The organism is Pyxidicoccus sp. M6 (assembly GCF_055568925.1).
Genome location: NZ_CM145714.1, coordinates 292652 through 316021, shown reverse-complemented (window position 1 = coordinate 316021; position 23370 = coordinate 292652). Strand labels below are relative to the sequence as shown.

Here is a 23370-nt window from a genome sequence, read left to right as displayed (position 1 = left end):
CCTTTGTACAAACATCGGAGGGTGGGCCCTTGCTGAGCGAGGAGACGGTTCGCTCTTTCGAAGGGACATACGGCATCACGCTCCCGGTCCAGTTTCGCGAGTTCTTGTTGGCCACGGATGGTGGTCGCCCAGAGCGTGACCTTTTTGCGATCAATGGGATGGAGGGGAATCCGTATGGTCGAATTCACGTATTCTTTGGGCTGAACGACCCCGTCGAGTCATGCAATCTCGATTGGAATCTCGAGGTCTTTGCGGGGCGTATTCCTCGTGGATTGCTCCCGATTGCGACGACCGAAGGTGCTGACAAGCTCTGCTTGGCCGTTGCAGGCGAAGAGGCAGGTAAGCTCTTCTACTGGGATGCCCATCCGCGCCCTGGCGCAAGTGGCCTCTATTTTCTGTCGAATGATTTCGGCTCCTTCGTGTCGTCACTCCAGTCCGATGAGCTATCGCCGAAAATCCTCAAGTCGTGACCACTGAACTGGAGCGGGGTGGACGCGGAGCAAGCCTTCCTCCGCGCTCGCACCCGCTGAGCCCCATCACGGTGCCGCCTCCGGCGGCACCACCGTCTGCCGTGACGACGCCGCGCTGCCCGCCGACGCGAGGATGACGCAGCCGATGGCCACCCACTGCAGCACCGTGAGCTGCTCGTGGAGGAACACCAACCCGAACACCGCCGCGAGCGCCGGCTCCAGGCTCATCAGGATTCCGAACGTCCGCGTCGGCAGCGCCTTCAGCGCAATCATCTCCAGCGAGTAGGGCAGCGCGCTCGACAGCACCGCCACGCCCAGCGCCGCCGGCCACAGCGACACGTCCAACAGCGTCCGCCCCGCGTGCGCCACGCCGAACGGCACCACCAGCAGCGCCGCCGTCACCATCCCCAGCGACGTCGCCGTGCCTCCATGCACCGCCGCTCCAGCCCGCTGGCCGAAGAGGATGTACAGCGCCCAGCACGTCCCCGCCGCCAGCGCCCACACCACGCCCAGCCAGTCCAACCCCCGCGACGCCCCCGACAACGGCAGAATCAGCAGGATGCCCGCCACCGCCAGCAGCGCCCACACGAAGTCCAGCGCCCGGCGCGTGGCCAGCAGCGACACCGCGAGCGGCCCGGTGAATTCGATGGCCACCGCGATGCCCAACGGAATCCGCGCCAGCGCCATGTAGAACGTCAGGTTCATCACCCCGAGCGCCGCGCCGTACACCATGACGACGCGCAGCTCGCGCCGCGTGAGCTTCGTCCTCCACGGGCGCCACACTCCCAGCAGGATGAGCGCCGCGAAAAACAGCCGCAGCGCCGTGGTCCCCTGCGCGCCCAGCACCGGAAACAACCCCTTCGCCAACGAGGCGCCTGCCTGGATGGTGCTCATCGCACCCAGCACCGCCAGCACCGCCACGCCCGGGCTCGACTTCGACTGCATTCGAGACATGCCGGCGCACCTTCGCACGCACGTGCCACGCCTCCTACGCCCATCCGTCACCCGGCCGCCCCCGCGACGCCGCCCCCCACCTGTCCACTGCCGGTCATCCACCTGCCCTCACGGGCCGTACGAAGCCGCTGGACAACACTCCCCCGACTCATGGGTTTGACGCGACTCTCGAGGTCCCGCTTTGCTCCACGGCACCTGAGAGTGCGGTGGCCGGCGAAGCCCGGCACCGCGAGGCATTCCACGGCGGAGCCTGGTTCCCGGGGGGGCGACCAGCATGCGGCCACACGAAGGTCGGTTCCATCCACGGGGCGACTCCAACGCCCGCGCCTTCCGGCGTCCGAGCCGCCCCAGCGTCGCAGCCCCCGTGCGGGAATCCGACACCGCGACGCGACGCGCCCGTGACCGCCAGGTCGCCGCGGCGCCGCGTGGAGCCGCGGCATGAAGGCCCGAAAGGCGAACGCATGGACGGGGAGGCGACTCGGGCCGTGGGAAGCATGTACAACCACGATGAGGGCCCGGACTCGGGCCCGGGGGGGTATCTCAGTGGACGGCAACGACACCATCCGTATGCCTCGCATCGTCAGCGTCACGCTGGCCAGCTCGATGGGCGAGTACCTGGTGCGGACGCAGGAGCTGGGCGCGGTGGAGGGACCGCACGGCTCGCTCGCACTGAACCCGGCGCTGCAGCCGGTGCTGGAGGCGCTGCACCACGTCCTCGCCGGTGGCGAGGTGGCGGTCCAGGTCCTGCGCAGCGGCAACCCGGACATCGTCTCCGAGCTGAACCGCCGCGCGGCGAATGCCACCCGGGAGGCCAACCTCCTCACCACGCTCGCGGGACACTCCCTCACCTCCACGGTATGAAGCCGCGCAACGCCGCCACGGCCGCCTTCCGCAGGTGGACCCGCTCCCAGGACGCGGCCGAGGTGCTGGCCGCCGCGGGCGTGGGCCCCTGGCTGGCCCTCACCGCCTTCGTGGTGGGCCTGCTCGCCGTGGCCGCGTGGGCGCCGGGCGCGCGCGACTTCTTCGGCACCCCCTTCGGCACCGCGCTCCTGTGCGCCGCGCCCATGCTGGTCAACGGCCTGCTCTTCTCCGCCGTCCACCAGCGGCGCCGCCGAATCGAACCGTGGGGCTGGCTGTGGCTCGCCTGCGGCGTGTCCACCGTGCACTTCTTCGTCGCCGCCCTCATGGCGCTGTCCGCGCTGCCGGGCGCCGCCGTGCTCGCCTCCCTCTTCCTCTTCACCACCGCCTTCCACGGCCGGCTCCACCGCGTGACGCCGCGCCAGCCCTTCCTCGCCGTGGGCACCGCGGTGGCGCTCCTCGCCGCGCTGCCCTTCCGGCAGAGCGACGAGCACCTCGCCCTCTTCGGCGTCATCGGCCCCGCGGCCCTCGCCGCCGAGCTCTACCTCGGCACCTTCGCCGTGCAGCATGACCGTGCCCGCGCGGACGCGGAACGCCTGCGCGCCGCCGTCCACGCGCAGCTGCTGGAGCAGCAGGAGCGCGACGTGGGCCGCCTGTCGCAGGCGCTGGGGGAAATCCTCGGCTACCACCATGACCTGGACAACGCGCTCCTCACCGCGGGCAGCGCGGCGGACATGCTCGCCCTCATGGGCGTGCAGCGCGGCGCGCTCGGCCGGGCGGAGTTCGATGAGCTGGTGAAGAAGCTCCACGACAGCCTCGCGCAAATCAAAGAGATGGTGATGGAGATTCGCGCCAAGGGGCGGCGCTACGCGGGCACGGACCCGGAGCCGGTGGAGCTGCCTCCCGTCCTCGAGTCGGTGCAGGCCAGCGTGGGCCTGCGCTTCCCGGACGTGGACATCCAGGTGGAAGTGGAGGCGCAGAAGGACACGCCCCTGCGCGCCCTCATGCGCGGCGGCACGCCCACGCTGCGCCGGGTGGTGGAGAACCTCGTCCTCAACGCGTGCGAGGGAGACGGCGAGCGCTGCGCATCCGAGGTGCGCATCCGCGCGCGCGTGGAGCCGCTCAGCGGGCGGCTGGAGGTCGTCATCGCCGACGACGGGCCGGGCTTCCAGCCGCCGGGGCTCGTGGGCCCCGCCCAGGAGCTGTACTCCACCAAGCCGCAGGGCACCGGGCTGGGCCTCTACACCAGCGAGTGCCTGCTGCGCGCCAGCGGCGGCATGCTGCACCGGCAGAACGCGCCCGGCGGCGGCGCCCTGCTGCGCATGCTCATTCCGAGGGAATACCGATGAGCGGCGGCGCCCTGTTCCAGGAGGCCCTGCGCGTGCTCCGGCGATTGGAATTGCCGGAGGAGTCCGAGCGCGACGTGCTCGCCGCGCTGGAGGCGGGCCAGCCCGGGCCGCTCGCGCTCTTCTATGAAGCCGGCGCCGAGGCCGGGCTGCCCCGGGAGATGCTGCTCGCGCGCGGCGCGGGGCTCTTCTTCAGCTTCTGCGCGGGCAACCTCGCGGACGACCTCATCGACGGTGACTGCACCTACCACGAGCCGCCGCAGCGCATTGGCCCGTGCGTGCAGTTCCTCCTGCAGAACCTGGCCTTCGCCACGCTCGCGGGAGCGCAGGCGGGCGTGCCCGCGCCGGTGCTGGCCGAGGCCGCGCGCACGCTGGCCATGGCGGCGGGCCCGCAGGCGCTGGAGGTCCGCGCGCGCGAGTGGACGGCGCCGCTGTTCCGCCAGGTGGCCGAGGGCATCGCCGGCCAGCAGTGGGCGGCGTACCTGCGTGTGCTGTGGGCGGGCACCGTGCTGGAGGAGCGCGCGGCGGAAGCCGGCCGAGCGCTGGGCGTGGCCGCGCACGTGGTGGAGGACATCCGCTCGCGCGACACGCGCTTCACCAGCATGCCGCGCGAGGACCGCAACGTGGTGGTGGGCTGGGCCCGCGCCGCCACGGAGGCGCTGCGGCGGCATGACCTGCGCTGCCTGGATGCGGCGCTGCGCCGCATCGAACCGATTCTCCCGGAGGTGGAGTCATGAGAGCTGAAGCCTCGATGGCGGAAGCGTGGCGTGACGAGGTGGCGGGGTACTACGGCGAGAAGACGGAGCGGATTCTGCGGCGCTACGGGCCCGGGCCGCGCGTGCACTACCACTCGGGGCTGGTGGACGCGGTGCCTCCGCCCGGCGCGCCGGAGGACGTGGTGCGCGCGCAGGTGCACGCCGCGCAGGAGGCGCTGCTCGCGGAGCTGGCGCGCGCGGTGGGCCGCTTCCCCGACGGCGGCGAGGTGCTGGACGTGGGCTGCGGCCTCGGCGGCGGCGCGCTGTACTGGGCGGCCGAGCACCGCGCGCGGGTGACGGCGGTGACGAACGTCCCCGCGCACGCGGAGCTGGTGCGCGGCTTCGCGGAGGCCGCGGGAGTGAGCGCGCGCGTGAAGCCGCTGCTCTGCGACGCGCTCAGCGTGCCGGGGCGCGCGTGCTTCGACGCGGTGGTGGCGGTGGAGAGCGCGTGCTACCTGCCTCGCGCGGAGTGGTTCCGCCGCGTGCGCACGCTGCTCAAGCCCCGGGGCCTGGTGGCCATCTCCGACTGCTTCGTCGGGCGGCCAGAGGCGGCGGCGCCCTTCGACAGGTACTGGCGCACGCGCATCGGCACGCTGGCCGAGTACCTGTCCGCCGCGCACGCCGCGGGGCTCGAGCTGGAGGTGCGCGACGACGTGTCCTCGCGCGTGGTGGGCTTCTGGTCCCTCACGCTGGAGCAGCTCGCCCATGAGCGGGCGGCCTTGTATGGCCCTCGCACGCCTGCCTTCATCGCCCGTGAGTCCAGCCGGGAGCACCTGCGCTTGCAGCAGGGCTTGATGGATGGAGGGCTGGAGTACGCGCTGCTCGTGCTCCGCCGCGTGGGCTGACGCGCGAAGCACGTGAGATGAAACGCCCGCCTGCCCGGCTGCTGACAGCCCGGGCAGACGGCAACCGGTCCATGGGTACAGGTGCCGCGGAGCGTCAGCGCTCCCAGCCTTGGGCCAGTCATCTCACGGAGGGTGTCTCGATGAAGACTCTCAAGCGATGGGTGGTGCTCGGAACGGTGGCTGCTGCGATGACGGTGACGGGGTGCCAGGAGCGGAGCCGTGAAAGCACGGGCGGCGAGGGCACCACCGAGAGCCAGGGCACCGGAGGCTCGGGCACGGGCGGCATGGACCAGGGTACCGGCGGCTCCAGCACGCAGGGCACGGGGAGTACCGGCACCACGGGCGGCACCGGCGGCAGCGGCAAGAAGGCGGACGCCGGCACCATGATGGACGCGGGCACCGGTGGCGCCGGCAGCATGGGCGGCTCCGGCAGCACGGGCGGCACGACGCCCAACCCGTAGTGCGATTCGGTCCGCGTGACACCTGAAGGCGCCAGGGTCCGGGAAGTGCCCGGGCTCTGGCGCCGCATGCGCGCGTCTACAGCAGCGGCGCGAGGGCGGCGAGCAGCCGGTCCACGTCCTCCGGCGTGTTGTAGAGGTGCGGCGACACGCGCAGGTTCTCGCCACGCACGCTGACGTGGATGTCCTGTGCGGCCAGCCGCTGCGCCACCACGGGCGCGTACCCGCCCCGGCGCCGCAGGCCGATGAGGTGCCCCACCCGGTGCGCCTCGGGCGCGACTTCCAGTTGCAACCGGGTGGCGCCGAGCGCAATCCGCTCCGTCAGCGTGCGCAGCGTGCGCTGAATCGCGTCCACGTTCCACTCCAGCAACTGCCCCAGCGCGGCGGCGGCCATGGGCACGAGCTGGAAGTTGCTGCGCTCGCCCACGTCGAAGCGGCGCGCGCCGGGCTGGTACGCGTCTCGGTAGTCCACCAGCCGCGCGAAGTCCTCGCTGCCCTGGCGCGTCAGCCAGTTGTGCTCCAGCGGCTGGCCGTCGCGGTGCCTGGGCGCCACGTAGAGGTAGCCCTGGCTGTAGGGCCCCATCAGCCACTTGTAGCCCGCGCACACCAGGAAGTCGGGACGGATGGCGTCCACGTCGAAGGGCAGCGCGCCCACCGACTGCGTGCCGTCCACCGCCAGCATGGCGCCCACCTCGCGGGCCCGCTCGCCCACGCGCACCAGGTCCACCCACGCGCCGTCCGTCCAGTGGCAGTGCGGCACCGCCACCACCGCGCAGCGCGAGTCCACGTGCGCCAGCACCGCGCGCGTCCAGTCGCCGTCGTCGGGACGGGGCACGGTGAGGACCTCGGCCCTCGCGCGGCGCGCGGCCTCTCGCCACGGGTAGTAGTTGGAGGGGAACTCCTCCGCGAGCACCACCACGCGCTGGCCCTCGCGCATGCGCACGTTGGCCGCGGCCACGCCCATGCCGTAGCTCGCCGAGGGCACCAGCGCCACGCCGTCCGCGTCCGCGTTGACGAGCCTCGCGAAGAGGCCGCGCAATGCTTCGGAGTGCGTGAAGAAGTCGTCTGGCTTCAGGCGCCACGGCTGCGCCTTCATGCTCAATGCCGCCTCGCCCGCCGCGCGCACGGCGCGGAGCTGCGGGGACATGTACGCGCAGTTGAGGTACGTGACGTTGTCGGGAATCTCGAAGAGGTGTCTCTGGCCGGGCAGGAGCATGACGGGCGCGGAGTCTACGGCCGCGCGGCCCCCCGCGGTGTCGCGTTCAGCGCGCCGCTCCCCTGCCCTGCTATCGTGTTGCGCCTGGGGAATGCCGCCGGAGGGGATTCGTGAGCAGGCGTCGGTGGATGTCGGGGCTCGCCGCCATCGCGGTGCTCGCGCTCGGAGCCTGGGCGCTGCTTCACTCGGGCCGGAGCGGTGGCGCGTCCACGACGCAGCGGGAAGACCGCACCGCCACGACACCTCGCGCGTCCCGTGCTTCCACCCCCAGCGCGCCCCCGCGTCCCAGCGCGGGCCTGCGCATCCGCGGCACCGTGGTGGACGTGCACGGCACACCCGTGGCCGGAGCGCGCGTCTCCGCATCAATGCCGGAGCCCGGGCAGACGCTGTCCGAGCTGCCCTGCCCCGAGGAGTTGGCGGCATTCCTCGTGGACGCAGCCAGGCCATCCCCCCGTGACTTCAGTCTGGTCGACTGTGCACCGAACACCCCCGAGCTCATCGAGGAGCTCGTCGGTACTCGCGAGGGGGAGGCCCTCGTCTACGCGGAGACCATTACGGGCGTGGACGGGACCTTCCTTCTCGAAGCGCTGCCCGAAGGGTCTCTGACCCTGTGGGCCCTGGGTGAGCACGGCGCGGTGTTACGCCCCGGCATTCCCGCCGGCACCGAGGGCGTGCAACTGGTGCTGGAAGAGGGCCTCATCCTGGACGGCACCGTCGTCGGCGAGGACACGCCCGTGCCCGGCGCCAGCGTCACGGTCTTCTCCGAGGAACACGCGCGCTTCTTCGACACCACCACCGACGCGGACGGACGCTTCCACATCGGCCCCCTGCCGAGCGGAATTGGTTATCTCGCCGTCGTCATGAAGGACGGGTGGCTCCCGACGCTCGACGAGCTGGTGACGGAGCAGAACGAGGTGGAGCTCCACCGCGCGGGCCGGCTCTCCGGCCAGGTGCTCTCCGGCGGCGTTCCCGTGCCTGGCACGCGGGTGCGCGTGGCTCCAGGCAACATCGTCCCTGGGGACTCCGCACGCGGCATCACCACCGATTCGCAAGGGCGCTTCTCGCTCGTGCTTTCCGTGGGCTCGCATTCGCTCAGCGCGTCGCACGAGGAGCGCTACGCGCTCGCCCACGTCTCGGTGGGCAACACACCGGCGGAGGTCGTCCTGGAGCTGGGCAGCGCGCTGCATGTCGAAGGCACCGTGTCCGACGACTCGGGACGTCCGGTCGCCGGCGCCCGGCTGCAGCTGACATCCGAGGAGGCACACAGCACGTCCCTCCAGGCCATCACGGGCGTGGACGGGCGCTATCGCGCGGGCCCGGTCGAACCCGGCGTCTGGCTCCTCGAAGTGAGTGCGCCCGGGTATGTCGACTCGGACGCGAACGGGGAACACACGCTCGACGCATCCATGGGTCCCCTGGACATCATCTTGCCCCGCGCGGCCTCTGTCTCCGGCCTCGTCACCGATGCGGCGGGCCAGCCCCTTCCGGGCATCGAGCTCGACCTCGTGCGACCCGGCCCACCGGGCGCCCCCGACGACTCCGAGATGGTGGACTCCGCCCAGACGGACGCGGAAGGGCGCTTCATCCTGGACGCGGAAGAGGCCGGGGACTACCGCATCGACATCCAGGATGCGCCCTTCCTCCAGGCTGCCTTCCCGGTCCGTGCTCCTTCGAGCGGCGTCCACCTCACGCTGCGGCCGGGCGCCTCGGTGGAGGGGACGGTGGTGGACTCGCAGGGCCTGCCGCTGCGCGGCTTCCTCGTGGAGCTGCAGCAGCCCGAGGGACGCGAGGAGCTGAACCTGCGGCGCTACGACTCCACCGACGAACAGGGGCGCTTCCTCCTCCAGGGTGTCATGCCCGGCCACTACCTGCTGCTGGCCTCGGACAACGCGAGAGACCTCACCCACCGCGCCTGGCGCGAGGTGGAGCTGCGCGACGGTGAGCGCACCCGGGTCCAGCTCCGGATGGAACCCGAACGTACGTTGTCCGCGCTCGTCGTGGACGGCTCGGGTCGGCCTCTCGCTGACGTCTTCGTGCGGGTGCACCCTCCCCAGGAGGACGCCCCCGTCTGGAAGGTGGAGGGGCGCAACAGTCACCATGGCGCTCCCGCGGGCGTGAAGACGGGAGCGGACGGGCGCGTCACCCTGCGGGGACTGACGGAGGCCACCTATGACGTCAGCATCCTGAAGTATGGCTACAGCCTCGACACGGGGCGCTCGACGGGAGGCGCCGCCGGGAAGGACGGCGACTCGCTGCGCGTCGGCGCGGACACGGCCGAGGTCCGCCTCGTCCTGAAGCGCGAGGCCCATCTCCTCGGACGGGTGGTGGACCCCGATGGCGCGCCTGTCCGCCGCTTCGAGGCGAACGGCCGGCAGGTGGAAGATGCGAATGGCGCCTTCGCCGTGCCCCTCGAGACTGGCGACGACTCGCTCATCATCGAGGCGGAAGGCCTGGCCCCGCTGCAGCGCAGGCTGACGCCCTTCCAGGGAGGAGCGGATGTGGACCTCGGCGTGCTGAGGATGAAGCGGGGCCGCACGCTCCGCGGACGGGTGGTGGACGCGGAGACGTCCGAGCCGCTTCCCTCGGCACGCATCATCCTCACCTCCCGGCCCGCGAACGCGAAGGAACGTCCCTTCGACCGGCACCTGGGGAGCACCGAAGAGGATGGCACCTTCGAGCTGCACGACGTGGACTCCGAGTCCTCCATCCTCACCGTGAGACGCTCCGGCTACGTGGAGCAGTTGCTCACCATCAGCCCCGAGCAGGAGACGCTGACCGTCCGGATGGACCCGGGCGCCGAGGTGGAGGTGACGGTGAAGGACCGTGAGGGCCGCCCCCTCCCCGCACGCGTGTCCTTCCACCGGGATGACGGAGACTCCACGATGGGGCTCCTCGTCGAGAAGGGCGCACTCGTCCAGCGAGGGCTGTCGCCGGGCCCGTACACGGTGCGATTGGAGCCCGAGAGGCACAGGGACCGCCGCTTCCCCGTCTTCCTCCCCCAGCGCGTGGTGGTGCCCGCCAGCGGCCGGCTCCAGGTCCGCTTCGAACCCCAGGACGGCGGCATCACGGTGAAGCTGCGCATCCCGAGCAACCACCGCATGCACGTTGCGTTGATGTCCGGCAGCGTGCCTCCGCCCGCGCACTTCCGGGACCTCAACCGTACCTTCGCGCTGTCACTGCGCGGCGAGCGGACCGGCGACGAGTACGCCTTCCAGCAGGTCCCCACGGGGCGGGTCACCGTCCTCGTCATCGACGCCGAGGATGTCTTGCACTTCCACCGCGAGGAGCTGGACGTCCCCGAGTCCGGCACGCTGTCCCGCGAGCTGACCCCGGTGTGGCAGGCGCTCGCCAGCTGGAAGGATTAGCGCTTCGCTCCGGCGCCCTTGCGGGCCTTCGCCTCCGGCGCGCCGCTCGCGTCGAACAGCGCGGCGAGGTTCTGCCGTTTGAACTCGGCCACGACGTAGTCCACGAAGACGCGCGTCTTCGCGGGGAGCTGCCGGTGCCCGGCGTAGTAGAGCGAAATGGGCCCGATGTCGGCGTGCCAGTCCGGGAGGAGCCGCACCAGGGTTCCCGCGCGCAGGTGTGGCAGCACATCCATCACCGCGACGAAGGTGATGCCCAGCCCCATCAGCGCGCAGTGGGTGAGGGCCGTGGGGTCATTGAGAATCATGCGCGGCCGCATCTCGACGGCGACCTGGTCTCCCGCGCGGTTGCGCAGCGGCCATGAGCGGATGCGCCCCGTCAGCGGTGAGCGCAGCAGCAGCCCCTCGTGGTGCTGGAGGTCGGAGGGGCCCTCCGGCGGACTGACGCGCGTCAGGTAGGACGGCGCCGCCACCGCGATGATGTGGGCCCGGGCCAGCTCGCGCGCCGCGAGCCCCGAGGGCAAATCGAAGCCGCCGCCAATCGCCGCGTCGAAGCCCTCGGCGATGAGGTCCACCGGCCGCGTGTCGAAGTGCCAGTCCGGGACGACGGCGGGATAGCGCGCGAGGAAGTCCTTCAGCATGGGCACGAGGTAGCCGTGCCCGAAGGCGGGGGCCATGCTCACCTTCAGCATCCCCGCCGGCTGCTCCGCCGCCAGCGACACGTTGGCGAGGGCCGTCTGGAGCGTCTCGAGCCCGCCGCTCACCTCGCGCAGGAAGCGCTCTCCGGGCTCGGTGAGCCGCAGCCCGCGCGTGCTGCGCTGGAACAGGCGTACGCCCAGCCGCTTCTCGAGCCGCGCGACGCTCTGGCTCACGGCCGCGGGCGTCAGGCCCAGTCCGCGCGCCGCCGCCGAGAAGCTCAGCGACTGCGCGCTGCGGACGAACGACTCCAGGGTGATGAGGTTCTCCATGCGGAAGCCACGTTACCCGCGCGGCGGCCCTTTAAACACGATGTTTAAAGTGATGCTGCGGAGTCCCATCTACTGCGAGAGGTCTCCCGAGCGCATTGTCCTCCCATCAGCAGCCGGGCACGGACCGCGGCGGTCCAGCCCCAACACCCGCAGCTCCCTGGAGAACGACCATGAACGCCAACAACACCCGCAACCCGAAGGCCGGCCTCGACGCGCTGCTCACCCCCGACAACTGCGTGCTCATCCTCATCGACCACCAGCCGTTCCAGTTCGCCGGCCTGCGCAGCCACGACACCCAGTCCGTCATCAACAACGTGGTGGGCCTGGCGAAGGCCGCGAAGCTGTTCAAGGTCCCCACGCTGCTCTCCACGGTGCTGGAGGAGCGCGGCGGCTACCTCCTCAAGCAGCTCCAGGACGTCTTCCCCGAGCAGAAGCCCATCAACCGCACCTTCATCAACACGTGGGAGGACGAGCGCATCGTGGAGTGGGTGAAGAAGACGGGCCGGAAGAAGATTGTGATGGCCGCGCTGTGGACGGAAATCTGCCTCGCGATGCCGGTGATTCACGCGCTCGGCGACGGCTACGAGGTCTACATCGTCACGGATGCCTCCGGCGGCGTCAGCCTGGAAGCGCACGAGATGGCGATTCAGCGCATGGTGCAGGCCGGCGCGGTGCCGCTCACCTGGACGGTGTTCGCCTCCGAGCTGCAGCGCGACTGGGCCCGCGAGGCCACCGTGCCGGAGCTCGCGAAGCTGCTCGTGGAGCACATGGGCAACGTCGGCACCAGCTTCCTCTGGGAGCAGCAGCTCCTCAACACGCCGCACGCGAAGTGACGGCGCGGCGGACGACTTCCCCTTTCTCTCTTGGCGGTACCTGGAGCGTGTCATGAAGATTGGAATCATCGGCGCGGGCAGCATCGGTCAGGCCCTGGCGGGCCACATGGCGAAGGCCGGCCATGAAGTGATTGTCAGCAACAGCCGTGGGCCGGAGACGCTGGCGGGGCTGGTACGCCAGCTCGGCCCGAAGGCCCGGGCGGGCACGCGGCAGGAGGCCGCGGCCGCGGACGTGGTGATGCTCTCCGTTCCCTGGGAGCAGGTGCGCGACGCGCTGTCCGGCCTGCCCGCGTGGAACGGCCGCATCCTGGTGGATGCCACCAACCCCGTGCTCCTGCCCGGCTTCCGCCTCGCCGACCTGGGCGGGCGCACATCGAGCGAAGTCGTCGCGTCGCTCGCTCCAGGCGCGCGCGTGGTGAAGGCGGCCAACACGCTCCTTGCCGCCGTGCTCGCGGCGGAGCCCCGGCAGGCCAGTGGCCAGCGCGTGCTGTTCATGTCGGGTGACAACGCGGGCGCCAAGACGGAGGTGGGCAGCCTCTTCGCGCAGGCGGGCTTCGCCACCGTCGACCTGGGCAGCCTCGCGGTCGGCGGGAAGCTGCAGCAGTTCCCCGGCGGGCCGCTGCCGACGCTGAACCTCCTCAAGCTGGATTGAGGCAGGGCGAGCGGGGTGCCTCACCCGGCGGGGAGGAAGCCCTCCCTTCCGGGCACCCGACCTGTCGTGGAGCCCCGCTTCCGGAGCCCGCGCCCACGGGCCCGCCAGGTCCCTTCACGGACGCGCTGTCACCCCGGCTACACCCGGTGTGGTGTCCAGACGAATCCGACTCGGCCCGTAGGGCAGGTGGTTGTCCGCCAGCCATCGGCGCCGGGCCGGAAAATCGGGCCCGCGCATGGCTTCGGGTACGGTGGATGGCGGCCATGCCCTTCAAGTTCGTCCATGCCGCCGACCTGCACCTGGACACGCCGTTTCGGGGGGTGGCCGTGCCCGGGCCCCTCCCCGTCCGCTTCCAGGAGTCCACCTTCCGCGCGCTCACTCGCATCGTCGACCTGTGCCTGCGAGAGCGCGTGGCCTTCCTGCTGCTCGCGGGAGACTTGTTCGACGTGAAGGACCGCTCGGTGCGCGCGCGCCTCGCCCTGCGTCGCGAGTTGGAGCGGCTGGACGTGGCGGGCATCCAGTCCTTCATCGTCCACGGCAACCATGACCCGCTGAGCGGCGACACCGGCACGCTGGGCCTGCCCGCGTCGGTGAAGGTCTTCGGCCCGGACTGGGAGGAGGCCGAGGTGGTGCGCGAGGGCCGCCACCTGTGCCGCGTGCAGGGCATCTCCTATCCCGACGTGGAGGTGCGGGAGGACCTGTCCGCGCGCTTCCGCCGCACCAGCGAAGGCTTCAGCGTGGGCCTGCTGCACGCCAACCTCGGCGGCGCGGAGGGCCATGCCAACTACGCGCCGTGCACGGCGGCGGGCCTCGGCTCGCGAGGGCTGGACTACTGGGCGCTGGGCCACGTGCACACGCGCGCGGAGCATCCGCTCCCCGGCGGCGGCGTGGCGGTGTACCCGGGCAATCCGCAGGGCCGTCACGCGCACGAGTCCGGCGAGCGCGGCTGCATGCTGGTGGAGGTGGAGGACGGCGGCACGCGGCGGCGCTTCGTCCCCGTGGACGGCGTGCGCTGGCACAAGCTGGAGCTGCCGCTGTCGGGCGTGGCCACGCTGGACGCGCTGGTGGCCACGGCGCTGGAGGCGGTGGAGTCCCGGTGCGCGACGGAGCTGGACGGGCACGCGGTGCGGCTCACGCTGACGGGAAGAGGCCCGCTGCACCGCGAGCTGGCCCGGCCCGGCGCGCTCGCGCAGGTGGAGACGGAGCTGCGTGAGCGGCTCGCGCGAGGCCATCCGCCCGTGCTGCTGGAGTCGCTGAAGGACGGCACGCGCCCGGAGCTGGATTTGGAGGCGCTGCACGAGGCGGGCGGCTTCGCTCGCACGCTGCTGGACGAGGCGCGCTTCCTCGCGGAGAGCCCGGAGGAGCTGGCGCGACTCTGGGAGCAGGAGGCGCTGGGCAGCCTGGGCCAGCGGCTGAAGCGGCTGGGCGTGGACGTGCTGGGCACGCCGCGTCCGGAGTGGGTCATCGGAGCGGGGCTGCACGGTGCGGAGTCGCTGCACGAGGAGGACGCGTCATGAAGCCGGGGCTGCGCATCGACTCGCTGCGCGTGCAGGGCTTTGGCCGCTTCTCCCATCTCCACCGAGAGCTGGGGCCGGGCATGCACCTGCTCCATGGGCCCAACGAGGCGGGGAAGAGCACGCTGCTCGCCTTCCTGCGCAGCATGCTGTTCGGCTTCGAGAAGAACGGACACCCGGAGCGGTACGAGCCTCGCGACGGTGGCCCCTTCGGCGGCGAGCTGCGCCTCGCGACGGAGGCGGGGCCGCTGCTGGTGCGGCGCATGGCGACGGGACGCAAGGCCAAGGGCGAGCCGACGGTGCTCGGGCCGGACGGCAGTCCCCTGCCCTGGGAGCGGGTGCAGGACGCGCTGGGACACGTGTCGCGCGAGCTGTTCTTCGATGTCTTCGCCTTCCGCCTGGACGAGCTCGCCGGCTTCGAGCGGCTCACCGAGCAGCGCGGTGCCTCGGAGGCGCTCGTCGCGGCGAGCATGCGCGGCGCGCGCCGGCTTCCCGAGGTGGTGTCGCGGCTGGAGAAGAGCGCGGGCGCCCTCTACAAGCCGAACGGGCAGACGCCGCTCTTGAACGAGACGCTGCGCGCCCTGGAGGACGTGCAGACGCGGCTGCGCGAGGCGGGAGACCGGCCGGCGCGGTACTTCGCGGAGAAGGAGCGGCTGGCCGCGCGCGGCGTGGAGCAGCACGAGTTGGAGGCGGAGCTCCACGACATGGGCCGCGAGCTGGAGCGGCTGGCGCGGCTGGAGGCGGCGCTGTCGGACGTGTCGGCGCTCGCGGAGGCCCGCGCGGAGCTGGAGTCGCTGCCCGCGCTGGAGCGCTTCCCCGAGGGTGGCGAGGCCCGGCTGGAGGACGCGCTGCACCGGCGCCGCAGCTACCGCGCGGAAGGGGCTCGGCTGGCGGAGAAGCTGGCGGCGGTGGACGCGGGGCTGGCGCGGCTGACCGCGCCGTCTCCAGTGCGCGGGCGCGAGGAGACCCTGCACCTGGCGCTGGCCGCGTACACGGAGCGCTCGGGGTTGCTGCGGGCGCTGCCCGCGCGGCGCGCGGCGGTGGAGGAGAAACGCCGGCAGGTGGAGCGTGAGCTGCGGGAGCTGGGCCTGCCGGTGGACGGGCCCGGGCTGCTGAAGCTGGACCTGAGCGCGAGCGTGCGCGCGGCGCTGGAGGAGCTGGCCACGCGGCTCGCGGCGGTGGAGACGGAGCGGCGCGAGGCGTCGGGTGCGCGGATGCGGGCGCGCTCGGAGCGGGAGCGGCTGGACGGCGCGGTGGAGCGCGTGCGAGCGGAGCTGGCGGCGCTGCCGGAGTGGCGACCCGTGCAGGTGCGCCAGCAGCAGGCCGGACTGGCGAGGCTGCGCGGCGCGAGGAGTGAGCTGGACCGGCTGGGCGAGCAGCGCGCCGAGCTGCGGCGGCAGTACGAGAACGCGCGTGCGCAGGGCGAGCCACCACCGGGAGAGGTGGTGCTGCCCATGTGGTGGGTGCCGACCGTCGCGGCGGTGACGGTGGTGCTCGCGGTGGTGGCGTGGCTGCTGGAGGGGACGGTGGCGGGAGCGCTGGTCCTCTTGGGCGGGCTGCTGCTGACGGGCGTGCTGGAGCTGGCACGGCGCCGCGTGGAGGCCGCGCGCGACGCGGGGCTGGAGGCGCACGCGGCGAGGCAGCGCGGGAGACAGCAGGAGGAGGAGCGTCTGCGCTCGGCGCTGGCGGGGCTGGCGGGGCGCGAGGAGTTGATGCACCGCGAGCTGCTGAGCGCGTCCGCGGAGGCCGGCATGACGCCGGTGGCGACCCAGGCGGACATGGCGGCGCGAGAGGCCGCGCTGACCGAGGCGCTGGAGCAGGCCGGACGACGCGAGGTGCTGCTGCGCGAGGAGCAGAAGCTCCGCGAGGAGCATGAAGAAGCGCGCCTGGAGGAGCAGCGCGCGGACGAGGCGGTGGTGGACGCCGAGGCACGGCAGGCCTCGCTCGCGGGCGAGCTGTCCGGGCATCTGGCCGCGCGGCATTTCCCCCTGACGATTCCCGCTCCAGCCGCGCTGGCGCTGTGGAGGGACGCGGCGGCGCTCCGGCAGCGGCTCCAGGACGTGGGCACGGAGGAGGCCGTGCTCGAGGTGGATGAGCGGGCCTGTGCTCCCGTGGCGTGGCTGCTGTGGGAGGAGGCCGTGGCGGCGGGACTGGCCTCGGGGCTGGTGGCCTCGGAGGCGCGAGCCACACCGGGCGCGCTGGAGACCATCGCCGCGCGCGTCGACTCCGCGTTGAAGACGGTGCACGAGCAGAGCGCCGAGCGCCGCGTCCTCGAGGAGAGCCGCCGCGAATTGCTCGCGGAGAAGGCCCGGCTGGACGGGCTGTCGCACGAGGAGGAGCTGGCCCTCACGATGCTCCTCAACGAGGGCGGTGGCACCGACGAGGAGTCCTTCCGCCGCCGGGCCGCGCAGGCCCGCCGCTACGCCGAGCTCATGCACCGCGCTCGCGAGCTGTCGCAGCGAATCGAGGCTCGCACCGGCATGACGGAGGCCCAGGTCCGCGAGGCCCTGCGCGAAGTGGGCGGCGAGGAGGGACTGCGCTCCGCCCTGGAGTCCGGGCACACGCGACACAGCCGCGCCCAGGAGCGGCACAAGGCCGTGCTCACGGAACTGGGCGCCATCAGCAACCAGCTCGCGGCCTGGGAGAGCGACGACGAGCTGGCGAAGCTGCGCATCGAGGAGGAGTCCCTGCGCGCCCGCGCCGCCGAGCTGGCCACGCGCTACGCGGCGGACCGCCTGACGCTGGCCCTGCTCGCCCGCGCCCGCCGCCGCTTCGAGGAGGAACAGCAGCCGCGCGTGGTGCAGCTCGCCTCCGAGAACTTCGCCATCCTCACCGGTGGCCGCTACCGCCGCATCTTCATCCCCACCGGCGAGGAGCGCGAATTGCGCGTGGGCGACGGCGAACGCGACTGGAGCGCGTCGCAGCTCTCCCGGGGCACGCGCGAGCAGCTCTACCTGGCCTTCCGCCTCGCGGTGGTGCGTGACTTCGGCGAGACGCGCGGCGCGCTGCCGCTCATCGTGGACGACGTGCTCGTGAACTTCGACCCGGAGCGCGCACGCGGCGCCATCCGCCTGCTGGCGCGGCTCTCCACGCAGCACCAGGTGATTGCCTTCACCTGCCACCCGTGGCTGCGAGAAGTCTTCGCCGCCGAGGGCGCCCGGGTGCAGGCGCTCGACGGGGCGGAGAGCGCGGTACAGCCCGTGTCCGTGCTCCAGGCCGGCTGAGCAGGACAGCGAGCCCCGGGGCTCCACCCGTAGCAGGAGAAGGCGATGAGGCACGGAACGCTGACGAAGAAGGGGGACCGCGTCGAGCTGCGCTTCGAGCGGCGGCTCGCGCACCCGCCCCAGAAGGTGTGGCGCGTGCTCACGGAGAACGCGGAGCTGGCGCACTGGTTCCCCGCGCGCATCGACGGCCCTCGCGAGGCGGGCGCCGCGCTGCGCTTCGTCTTCCCGGGACAGGACGCCTCGGCGATGTCCGGGAAGCTCACGGTGTTCGACCCGCCCCGGGTGCTCGAATACACGTGGGAGGGAGAGGTGCTGCGCTGGGAGCTGAAGCCGGAGGGCACCGGCTGCCTGCTCGTCTTCACCACCATTCCGTCGGACCGGGCGCAGGCGACGCGCGACGCGCAGGGCTGGCACTTCTGCCTCGACAACCTGGAGGCGCGGCTCGACGACCGGACCGCGACGAAGCACGACAAGGAACTCTTCGCGAAGCTCAACGCCGAGTACACCGCGCGCTTCGGCCTGGGCGGCTTCCCCGCCTTCCTGAGGACGGGGGCGAATCGCGTGGCGGCCACCTCGCTGGACATCCCCGGCCTGGAGGCCTCCGTCTTCGACGGCGTGGACGGCACCCAGCTCGTCCTCTGTCATGCGACGCAGGAGGCGGACACGGGCGAGCACCTCCAGGACTTCGACGAGTACCTCGTGGTCCTCGAGGGCAGCTACGTGCTGAGCCTCAACGGCAACGAAATGCCGCTCGCCGCCGGGAGCGAGTTCATCGTCCCGAAGGGCGCGCGGGCCTCGGGAAGGTACGCGGCCGGCACGAGGACGCTTCATGCCTACGGCGGCCGGGGCCTGAAGCGAGCCGAGGCGAAGTAGCCGCTCCCCGTCCGAGCCATGGCGCAACGCTGTTACACTCGCCGACCTTTCGCGGAGGCTGCATGCGCAAGGGGATGTGGCTCACGGTGGCCACCGGAGTGCTGGCGTTGGCCGTGGGCCTGGGCATCACCCTGAGCAGGAACCAGGCGCCCACGGAGTCAGCGCACGAGACACCCGACGCTCCCGGTCGGATGCGCCCGCGCCTCGCCTCCCCGGCGCCCCGCCCGGACGGGCACCTGCGCATCCGCGGACGCGTGCTCGGGGACAGCGGCCCGCTCGCGGGAGTGCGCGTCCAGGCCACGCGACCCCAGCCGGGACAGACGCTGTCCGAGCTTTCCTGCGGCGACGTGCTCCAACGTCCCTCGTGGCGCGAGATGCTGCCGGGCTGCATGAGCGAGGCCGCCGGCGCGGTGCTCGACTACGTCCTCGGGGACGAGGGTGAAGCGCCCGTCCAGGCGGAGACCTCCACCGCCGAGGATGGAACCTTCACCCTCGATGGCCTGACGGACGGAAGCTTCGCGCTCTGGGCGGTGGACGCGCGCGGCGCGGGCCTGTGGCTGGACGTCGCGGCCGGCAGCGAGAACCTCACGCTGACGCTCGGCGCGGGCCTCGTGCTGGAGGGCACCGTCTCCAGCGAGGACGGAGCCCCGCTGGCCGGCGCCCGGGTGACGGCCGTGCACGTGGAGCACACCCGCTTCTTCGACACGCAGACGGGAGCCGACGGCCGCTACCGCCTCGGCCCGCTGCCGCTCGGCCGCTACCGCGTCGCCATCTCCAAGGAGGGCTGGACTCCAGCGCTCGTGGAGGGAACCGAGTACGAGCAGGTGATGCTCACCCGCATCCGCCGCCTCGTGGGTCGTGTGCTGAGCGACGGCCGGCCCACGCCCGGAGTCCCGGTCCGGGCGTCGTCCTGGTTGGTGCGGGTCGGCGCACCACGGACGCTCCGCCCCGAGCGACTGGCCACCACGGACGCGGAAGGCCGCTTCACCTTCGAGGGGCTGGCGGCCTCCGCCACGTACCTGCTCCAGGCCACGCACGGCGAGCGACATGCCTTCCGCCGGGTGGACATGGACGCGGCGCCCCCAGAGGTCCTCCTGGAACTGGGCACCGCGATGCTGCTGGAGGGCACGGTGCGTGATGAGGCCGGCCACCCCATCGCGGACGCGAGCGTGCGCGGAGACGTGTACGAAGCAGACACCGACGCCGAGGGCCACTACCAGCTCGGCCCCATGAAGCCTGGCGACCTGCACGTCCGGGTCTTCGCGGCCGGCTACGGTCACCAGCTCCGGAACGTGAAGTCGGGGACGGGGAATGTCCGGGCGGACTTCACGCTCGAGCGCACCGTCCCCATCGAAGGCCTCGTGGTCGACGACGCGGGCCATCCGGTCTCCGAGGTCTTCATCAAGCTGACGCGGACCGACGAGGAGGGAACGAGCATGGAGCTGGACTTCGCCCTCTCGGACGAGGAAGGCCGCTTCCAGCTTGAGGCTCCCGAGCCGGGGGGCTTCGACATCGAGGCACGCGCCGAGGATGACCGCATCCGCGTGCAGCAAGCCGTCACGGCCCCCGCGACCCAGGTCCAGGTGGTGCTGCCTCGCAAGGCCCGCGTGTCCGGGACGCTCACCGACGAGCAGGGCACACCCATTCCCCGTGCCTTCGTGCAGCTCTTTGCGGCGGAGCGCGGCTCGAAGCCCGGGCCCGAAGCTGACACCTCCATCGAAGGCCTCACGGACGCGCGGGGACACTTCTCGCTGTGGGGCCTGGAGCCGGGCCGCTACGTGGTGGAAGCAACGCACGTCTCGGGCGGCGTGGAGCGCTCCACGTCCCAGCCCGTGGAGCTGCGCCAGGGCGAGACCACCGAGGTGACCCTGCGCCTGGAGACAGGGTGGACGCTCACGGGGCTCGCGGTGAACGAGTCCGGCCAGCCCGTGCCCGGAGTGAGCGTCCGTGCGCTGCGTCCCGAAGCGGCCATCCCCGAGTGGAGACGCAAGGAGCAGGAAGGAGAGCCACGGCCCTTCACCCGGACCGGGGCGGACGGCCGCTTCACCCTGCGACACCTTTCGACGAAGGAAGTCTTCCTGGAGGTCGTCGCGGACGGATATCGCTTCATGCCCTCGGCATCCGGAGGAGGCCAGGCCGAGCTCCAGCGGCTGCGCGTTCGCGAGGGCACCTCCGAGGTGCGCCTCGTGCTTCAGCATCTGGGCCGCATCCACGGGCGGCTCACCGGCCCGGACGGCGCGCCGCTGACGCGCTTCATCCAGAATGGGAGCGAGGTGGCGAACCCGCGCGGCGTCTTCTCCCGTTCCATCGAGGCGGCAGGCACGTACCGCATGGATTTCTCCGCGAACGGCTTCGCACCGGTGGCGCGCGAGGTGACGGTGCGCGAGGGCGAGGACGTGGACCTCGGTGAGATTCGGCTGGGCCCGGGCCGTCGTGTCTCGGGCCGGGTGGTGGACGCGGAGACAGCCGCCCCCGTCGCGGGGGCCAGCGTGCTCGCCACCCATGCGCGAATCGGAGCCATGTCCATCTCGGGCCATCGGGGCGTGGTGAGGACGGCGCAGGACGGGAGCTTCGACCTGCCCGCCATCGAGCCCGAAGCGCGCGCTCTCTTCGTGGAGGCCAGTGGCTACCGGACTCAACGGCTCGACCTCGGGACGGGAGCCGAGATGGGCCTCACGGTGCGGATGGACCGCGGCGCCTCCATGGAGCTCTCCATCCGTGACGCCCAGGGCAGTCCGCTGGATGCCGTCGTCTACCTGGACCGTGAAGGCGAGCCCCGGACGATGCGCTCGTATCGAATCACCCAAAGCAGCGGCACCGTGCAGGGCCTGGAGCCAGGGAGCTACCGGGTCTACGCCTTTACCCCCGGCGTGAGACGCGGCTCCACCGTCTTCGTGCCACGGGACGTGACGGTCCCCGCGAGCGGGCTGGCGACGGTCGACCTGATGGCGCGGGCCACGGGGACCACGCTGGAGCTGCGCGTGCCCGCGCCCGCGGGCTTCGTCATCCTGTTCCCGGGCGTGGCGCCGCCACCGCGCCTGTTCCGCGACTTCCCTCCCGTGGAGGCGCGTGCGTTCCCCTATGAGGGCGCGCTGCCAGGCACCGTGACGTACCGGAACCTCCCGCCGGGCCGCGCCACCCTCTTCCTCGTGGAGCGTTCGCTGCAGGCCTTCCACCGCGAGGAATTGGACGTGCCAGCCGGGGGCACCCTGGCGCGCGAGGTGACGCCTGCCTGGCAGCCCTTCTGGTTCGACGGGTTCTGAGCGACACCCGCCCTCGCGTCTTCCGCCTACGCGCCCGCGTCCCCTCCCGACGCACGTCGGCCCCACCCGCCGTCCGCTTCCTCACACGGGCGGAGCGGTCTCCCTCGGAAGAGGCCGTGCCCCCCGTGCGAATGGAGCATGGCAGCGCGATTGCACAAGGGCCCTGGCAGCAGAGCCGGGAGGAACCGCCATGCCCCGTATCGCGAGCACCGAAATCATCGTCCCCAAGTCGCTGTCGCTGGAAGCACGGGCGCGCCTGACGGACGCGCTGTACGCGGTGCATCAGCAGATTTTCGACGGGGTGGAGCGGGACGCGTTCGCGAAGTACGTGGTGGATTCCAAGGCCGAGCACACCTGGGTCCAGGTGCACAAGAACGAGGCGGGCGACATCGTGGGCTACTTCGCGATGCACGTCTTCGAGAAGCCGCTCAACGGCGTGACGACGGCGGTGTTCCGCGCCGAGGCCGGCTCGCTGCGCGCGTACCGCGGGGCCAACACCAACACGCGCTTCGGCCTGTCGCTGGTGCTCAAGTACATGCTGCGGCACCCGGGCCGGCCCACGTACTACATGGGCTCGCTGGTGCACCCGTCGAGCTACGCGCTGCTGGCGAAGTACTGCGACGAAATCTGGCCGCGCCGCGAGCAGCCGGTGCCGCCGGAGCTGTTGGCCTTCATGGACGGGCTGGCCACGGAGTTCGGCCTGGAGAAGGTGGACGCGGCCAACCCGCTGCTGCGGCAGGTGGGCTGGCGCACGCGCGAGTCCGAAGTGGAGCAGGACTACTGGCGGCAGTGCGACAAGCCGTCCGCGCGCTTCTTCATGGAGGCGAACCCGGGCTACGTGGACGGGCACGGGCTCGTGACGCTGGTGCCGGCGACGGCGGGCAACATCCTGAGCGTGCTGCGCGTGCTGGGCGGCCGCTCCATGCGCAAGCCGATGGACGCGCTGCGCTCGCTGGCGCGGCGGCTGCCCGGGGGCGCGAAGCTGCGGCGCTCGGAGGTGGTGCGGCAGTTGAAGGCGTCGCCGCTGTTCGCGCGCTTCGGCACGCAGGCGTTGGAGTCGCTGGCCGCGAGCGCGCAGGTGGTGGAGCTGCCCGCGGGCCGCTACGTGTTCCGCAAGGGTGACGCGAGCGACGAGCTGTACCTGTTGGCGCGGGGCGCGGCGTACGTGCTGGCGGAGGGTGGTGAGGACGTGGTGGTGAACCAGCTCGGCAGCGGGACGGTGTTCGGAGAGATTGCGATGCTGGGGGGCGAGCGGCGCTCGGCCTCGGTGCGCACGGCGGCGGCGTCCACGCTGGTGCGGATTCCGCGCGCGGCGCTGGCGCCGCTGATGGAGGCGGACGCGGGGTTGCGCAAGAGCGTGTGGGGGACGTTCGCGGAGCGGCGCTTCGATGATTTGGTGCGGGGCATGGACCGCTACGCGCACCTGGGCCGCAAGGCGCGGCTCACCTGGCTGCAGCGGGGCGAGCAGGCGGAGCTGGCGCCGCGGCAGGAGCGGATGCTGGAGCCGGGCTCGTATCTGCTGGTGCTGGCGGGCGCGGTGGAGCTGACGCACGCGGCGCCGAGGATGACGGCGCGGGGCACCATGCTGCTGGAGGTGGAGCGCCCGCTGCGCGTGGTGGCGCAGGAGCGCACGCAGCTCGTCGTCCTGCCCCGCCTCGCCTCGCCCGAGCTGCTCCGCGCGGCGGAGGCGAGCACCCCGCAGGCGCTGCCGATGTCCATCGCCGCGATGGAGTTGCCCCGCGCTGCGGCGTGAGCCTTCGCAGCCACAAGTACCGGGCA

At 72.1% G+C, this 23370-nt stretch carries 17 protein-coding genes; 14 read left to right on the top strand and 3 right to left on the bottom strand.

The genetic code is table 11. The features are described from left to right. Positions 1 to 29 precede the first annotated feature (29 nt). Positions 30 to 470 carry an SMI1/KNR4 family protein gene (locus tag ACVTJA_RS01215; protein WP_465833053.1) on the top strand — a complete coding sequence of 147 codons (441 nt, stop codon included), beginning with the start codon at positions 30 to 32 and terminating at the stop codon, positions 468 to 470. Positions 471 to 536: 66 nt separating this feature from the next. Here the strand turns inward: ACVTJA_RS01215 and ACVTJA_RS01210 are convergent, their stop codons facing one another. Continuing rightward, positions 537 to 1424, bottom strand: a complete 888-nt coding sequence (locus ACVTJA_RS01210; protein ID WP_465833052.1) for an EamA family transporter — start codon at positions 1422 to 1424, stop codon at positions 537 to 539. A gap of 567 nt (positions 1425 to 1991) precedes the next feature. Here ACVTJA_RS01210 and ACVTJA_RS01205 point away from each other — a divergent pair. From ACVTJA_RS01205 to ACVTJA_RS01185, 5 genes are all read left to right on the top strand, one after another. Further along, positions 1992 to 2285 (top strand): hypothetical protein, encoded by a 294-nt coding sequence (locus tag ACVTJA_RS01205; RefSeq protein ID WP_465833050.1) that lies wholly within the window; start codon positions 1992 to 1994, stop codon positions 2283 to 2285. After that, entirely contained in the window at positions 2282 to 3631 is a 1350-nt protein-coding gene (locus ACVTJA_RS01200) for a sensor histidine kinase (RefSeq protein WP_465833049.1), read from the top strand. The genes ACVTJA_RS01205 and ACVTJA_RS01200 overlap by 4 nt, the downstream gene beginning before the upstream one ends. Continuing rightward, positions 3628 to 4365 (top strand): hypothetical protein, encoded by a 738-nt coding sequence (locus tag ACVTJA_RS01195; RefSeq protein WP_465833047.1) that lies wholly within the window; start codon positions 3628 to 3630, stop codon positions 4363 to 4365. Before ACVTJA_RS01200 ends, ACVTJA_RS01195 begins: the two co-directional genes overlap by 4 nt. Then, complete coding sequence (locus ACVTJA_RS01190; protein ID WP_465833046.1) at positions 4362 to 5228, top strand: SAM-dependent methyltransferase; 867 nt, start codon at positions 4362 to 4364, stop codon at positions 5226 to 5228. Before ACVTJA_RS01195 ends, ACVTJA_RS01190 begins: the two co-directional genes overlap by 4 nt. A 140-nt stretch (positions 5229 to 5368) precedes the next feature. Then, positions 5369 to 5689, top strand: coding sequence for a hypothetical protein (locus ACVTJA_RS01185; protein WP_465833044.1), 321 nt, complete (start codon positions 5369 to 5371; stop codon positions 5687 to 5689). A gap of 76 nt (positions 5690 to 5765) precedes the next feature. Here the strand turns inward: ACVTJA_RS01185 and ACVTJA_RS01180 are convergent, their stop codons facing one another. After that, on the bottom strand, positions 5766 to 6902 hold the full coding sequence (locus ACVTJA_RS01180; RefSeq protein WP_465833042.1) for an aminotransferase class V-fold PLP-dependent enzyme: 1137 nt from the start codon (positions 6900 to 6902) through the stop codon (positions 5766 to 5768). Positions 6903 to 7012: 110 nt separating this feature from the next. Here ACVTJA_RS01180 and ACVTJA_RS01175 point away from each other — a divergent pair, with 110 nt between their 5' ends. After that, complete coding sequence (locus ACVTJA_RS01175) at positions 7013 to 10267, top strand: carboxypeptidase regulatory-like domain-containing protein (RefSeq protein WP_465833041.1); 3255 nt, start codon at positions 7013 to 7015, stop codon at positions 10265 to 10267. Here ACVTJA_RS01175 and ACVTJA_RS01170 read toward each other — a convergent pair. Continuing rightward, complete coding sequence (locus tag ACVTJA_RS01170; protein WP_465833039.1) at positions 10264 to 11232, bottom strand: LysR family transcriptional regulator; 969 nt, start codon at positions 11230 to 11232, stop codon at positions 10264 to 10266. The genes ACVTJA_RS01175 and ACVTJA_RS01170 overlap by 4 nt on opposite strands. Positions 11233 to 11402: 170 nt before the next feature. Here ACVTJA_RS01170 and ACVTJA_RS01165 point away from each other — a divergent pair, with 170 nt between their 5' ends. From ACVTJA_RS01165 to ACVTJA_RS01135, 7 genes are all read left to right on the top strand, one after another. Beyond that, the gene (locus ACVTJA_RS01165) at positions 11403 to 12065 is read left to right on the top strand and encodes a hydrolase (protein WP_465833037.1); all 663 of its coding nucleotides are present in this window, start codon (positions 11403 to 11405) and stop codon (positions 12063 to 12065) included. 52 nt (positions 12066 to 12117) lie between these two features. Then, positions 12118 to 12717 carry an NADPH-dependent F420 reductase gene (locus tag ACVTJA_RS01160; protein WP_465833035.1) on the top strand — a complete coding sequence of 200 codons (600 nt, stop codon included), beginning with the start codon at positions 12118 to 12120 and terminating at the stop codon, positions 12715 to 12717. A 263-nt stretch (positions 12718 to 12980) separates the two neighbouring features. Then, the gene (locus ACVTJA_RS01155) at positions 12981 to 14234 is read left to right on the top strand and encodes a metallophosphoesterase family protein (protein WP_465833033.1); all 1254 of its coding nucleotides are present in this window, start codon (positions 12981 to 12983) and stop codon (positions 14232 to 14234) included. After that, on the top strand, positions 14231 to 17455 hold the full coding sequence (locus ACVTJA_RS01150; RefSeq protein ID WP_465833031.1) for an AAA family ATPase: 3225 nt from the start codon (positions 14231 to 14233) through the stop codon (positions 17453 to 17455). Before ACVTJA_RS01155 ends, ACVTJA_RS01150 begins: the two co-directional genes overlap by 4 nt. Before the next feature lie 45 nt (positions 17456 to 17500). Further along, a complete protein-coding gene (locus tag ACVTJA_RS01145; protein ID WP_465833030.1) occupies positions 17501 to 18328 on the top strand; it encodes an SRPBCC domain-containing protein in 828 nt (275 codons plus the stop codon). A 62-nt stretch (positions 18329 to 18390) separates the two neighbouring features. Beyond that, on the top strand, positions 18391 to 21591 hold the full coding sequence (locus ACVTJA_RS01140) for a carboxypeptidase regulatory-like domain-containing protein (RefSeq protein WP_465833028.1): 3201 nt from the start codon (positions 18391 to 18393) through the stop codon (positions 21589 to 21591). Positions 21592 to 21781: 190 nt separating this feature from the next. Next, complete coding sequence (locus ACVTJA_RS01135; RefSeq protein ID WP_465833026.1) at positions 21782 to 23344, top strand: cyclic nucleotide-binding domain-containing protein; 1563 nt, start codon at positions 21782 to 21784, stop codon at positions 23342 to 23344. Positions 23345 to 23370 lie beyond the last annotated feature (26 nt).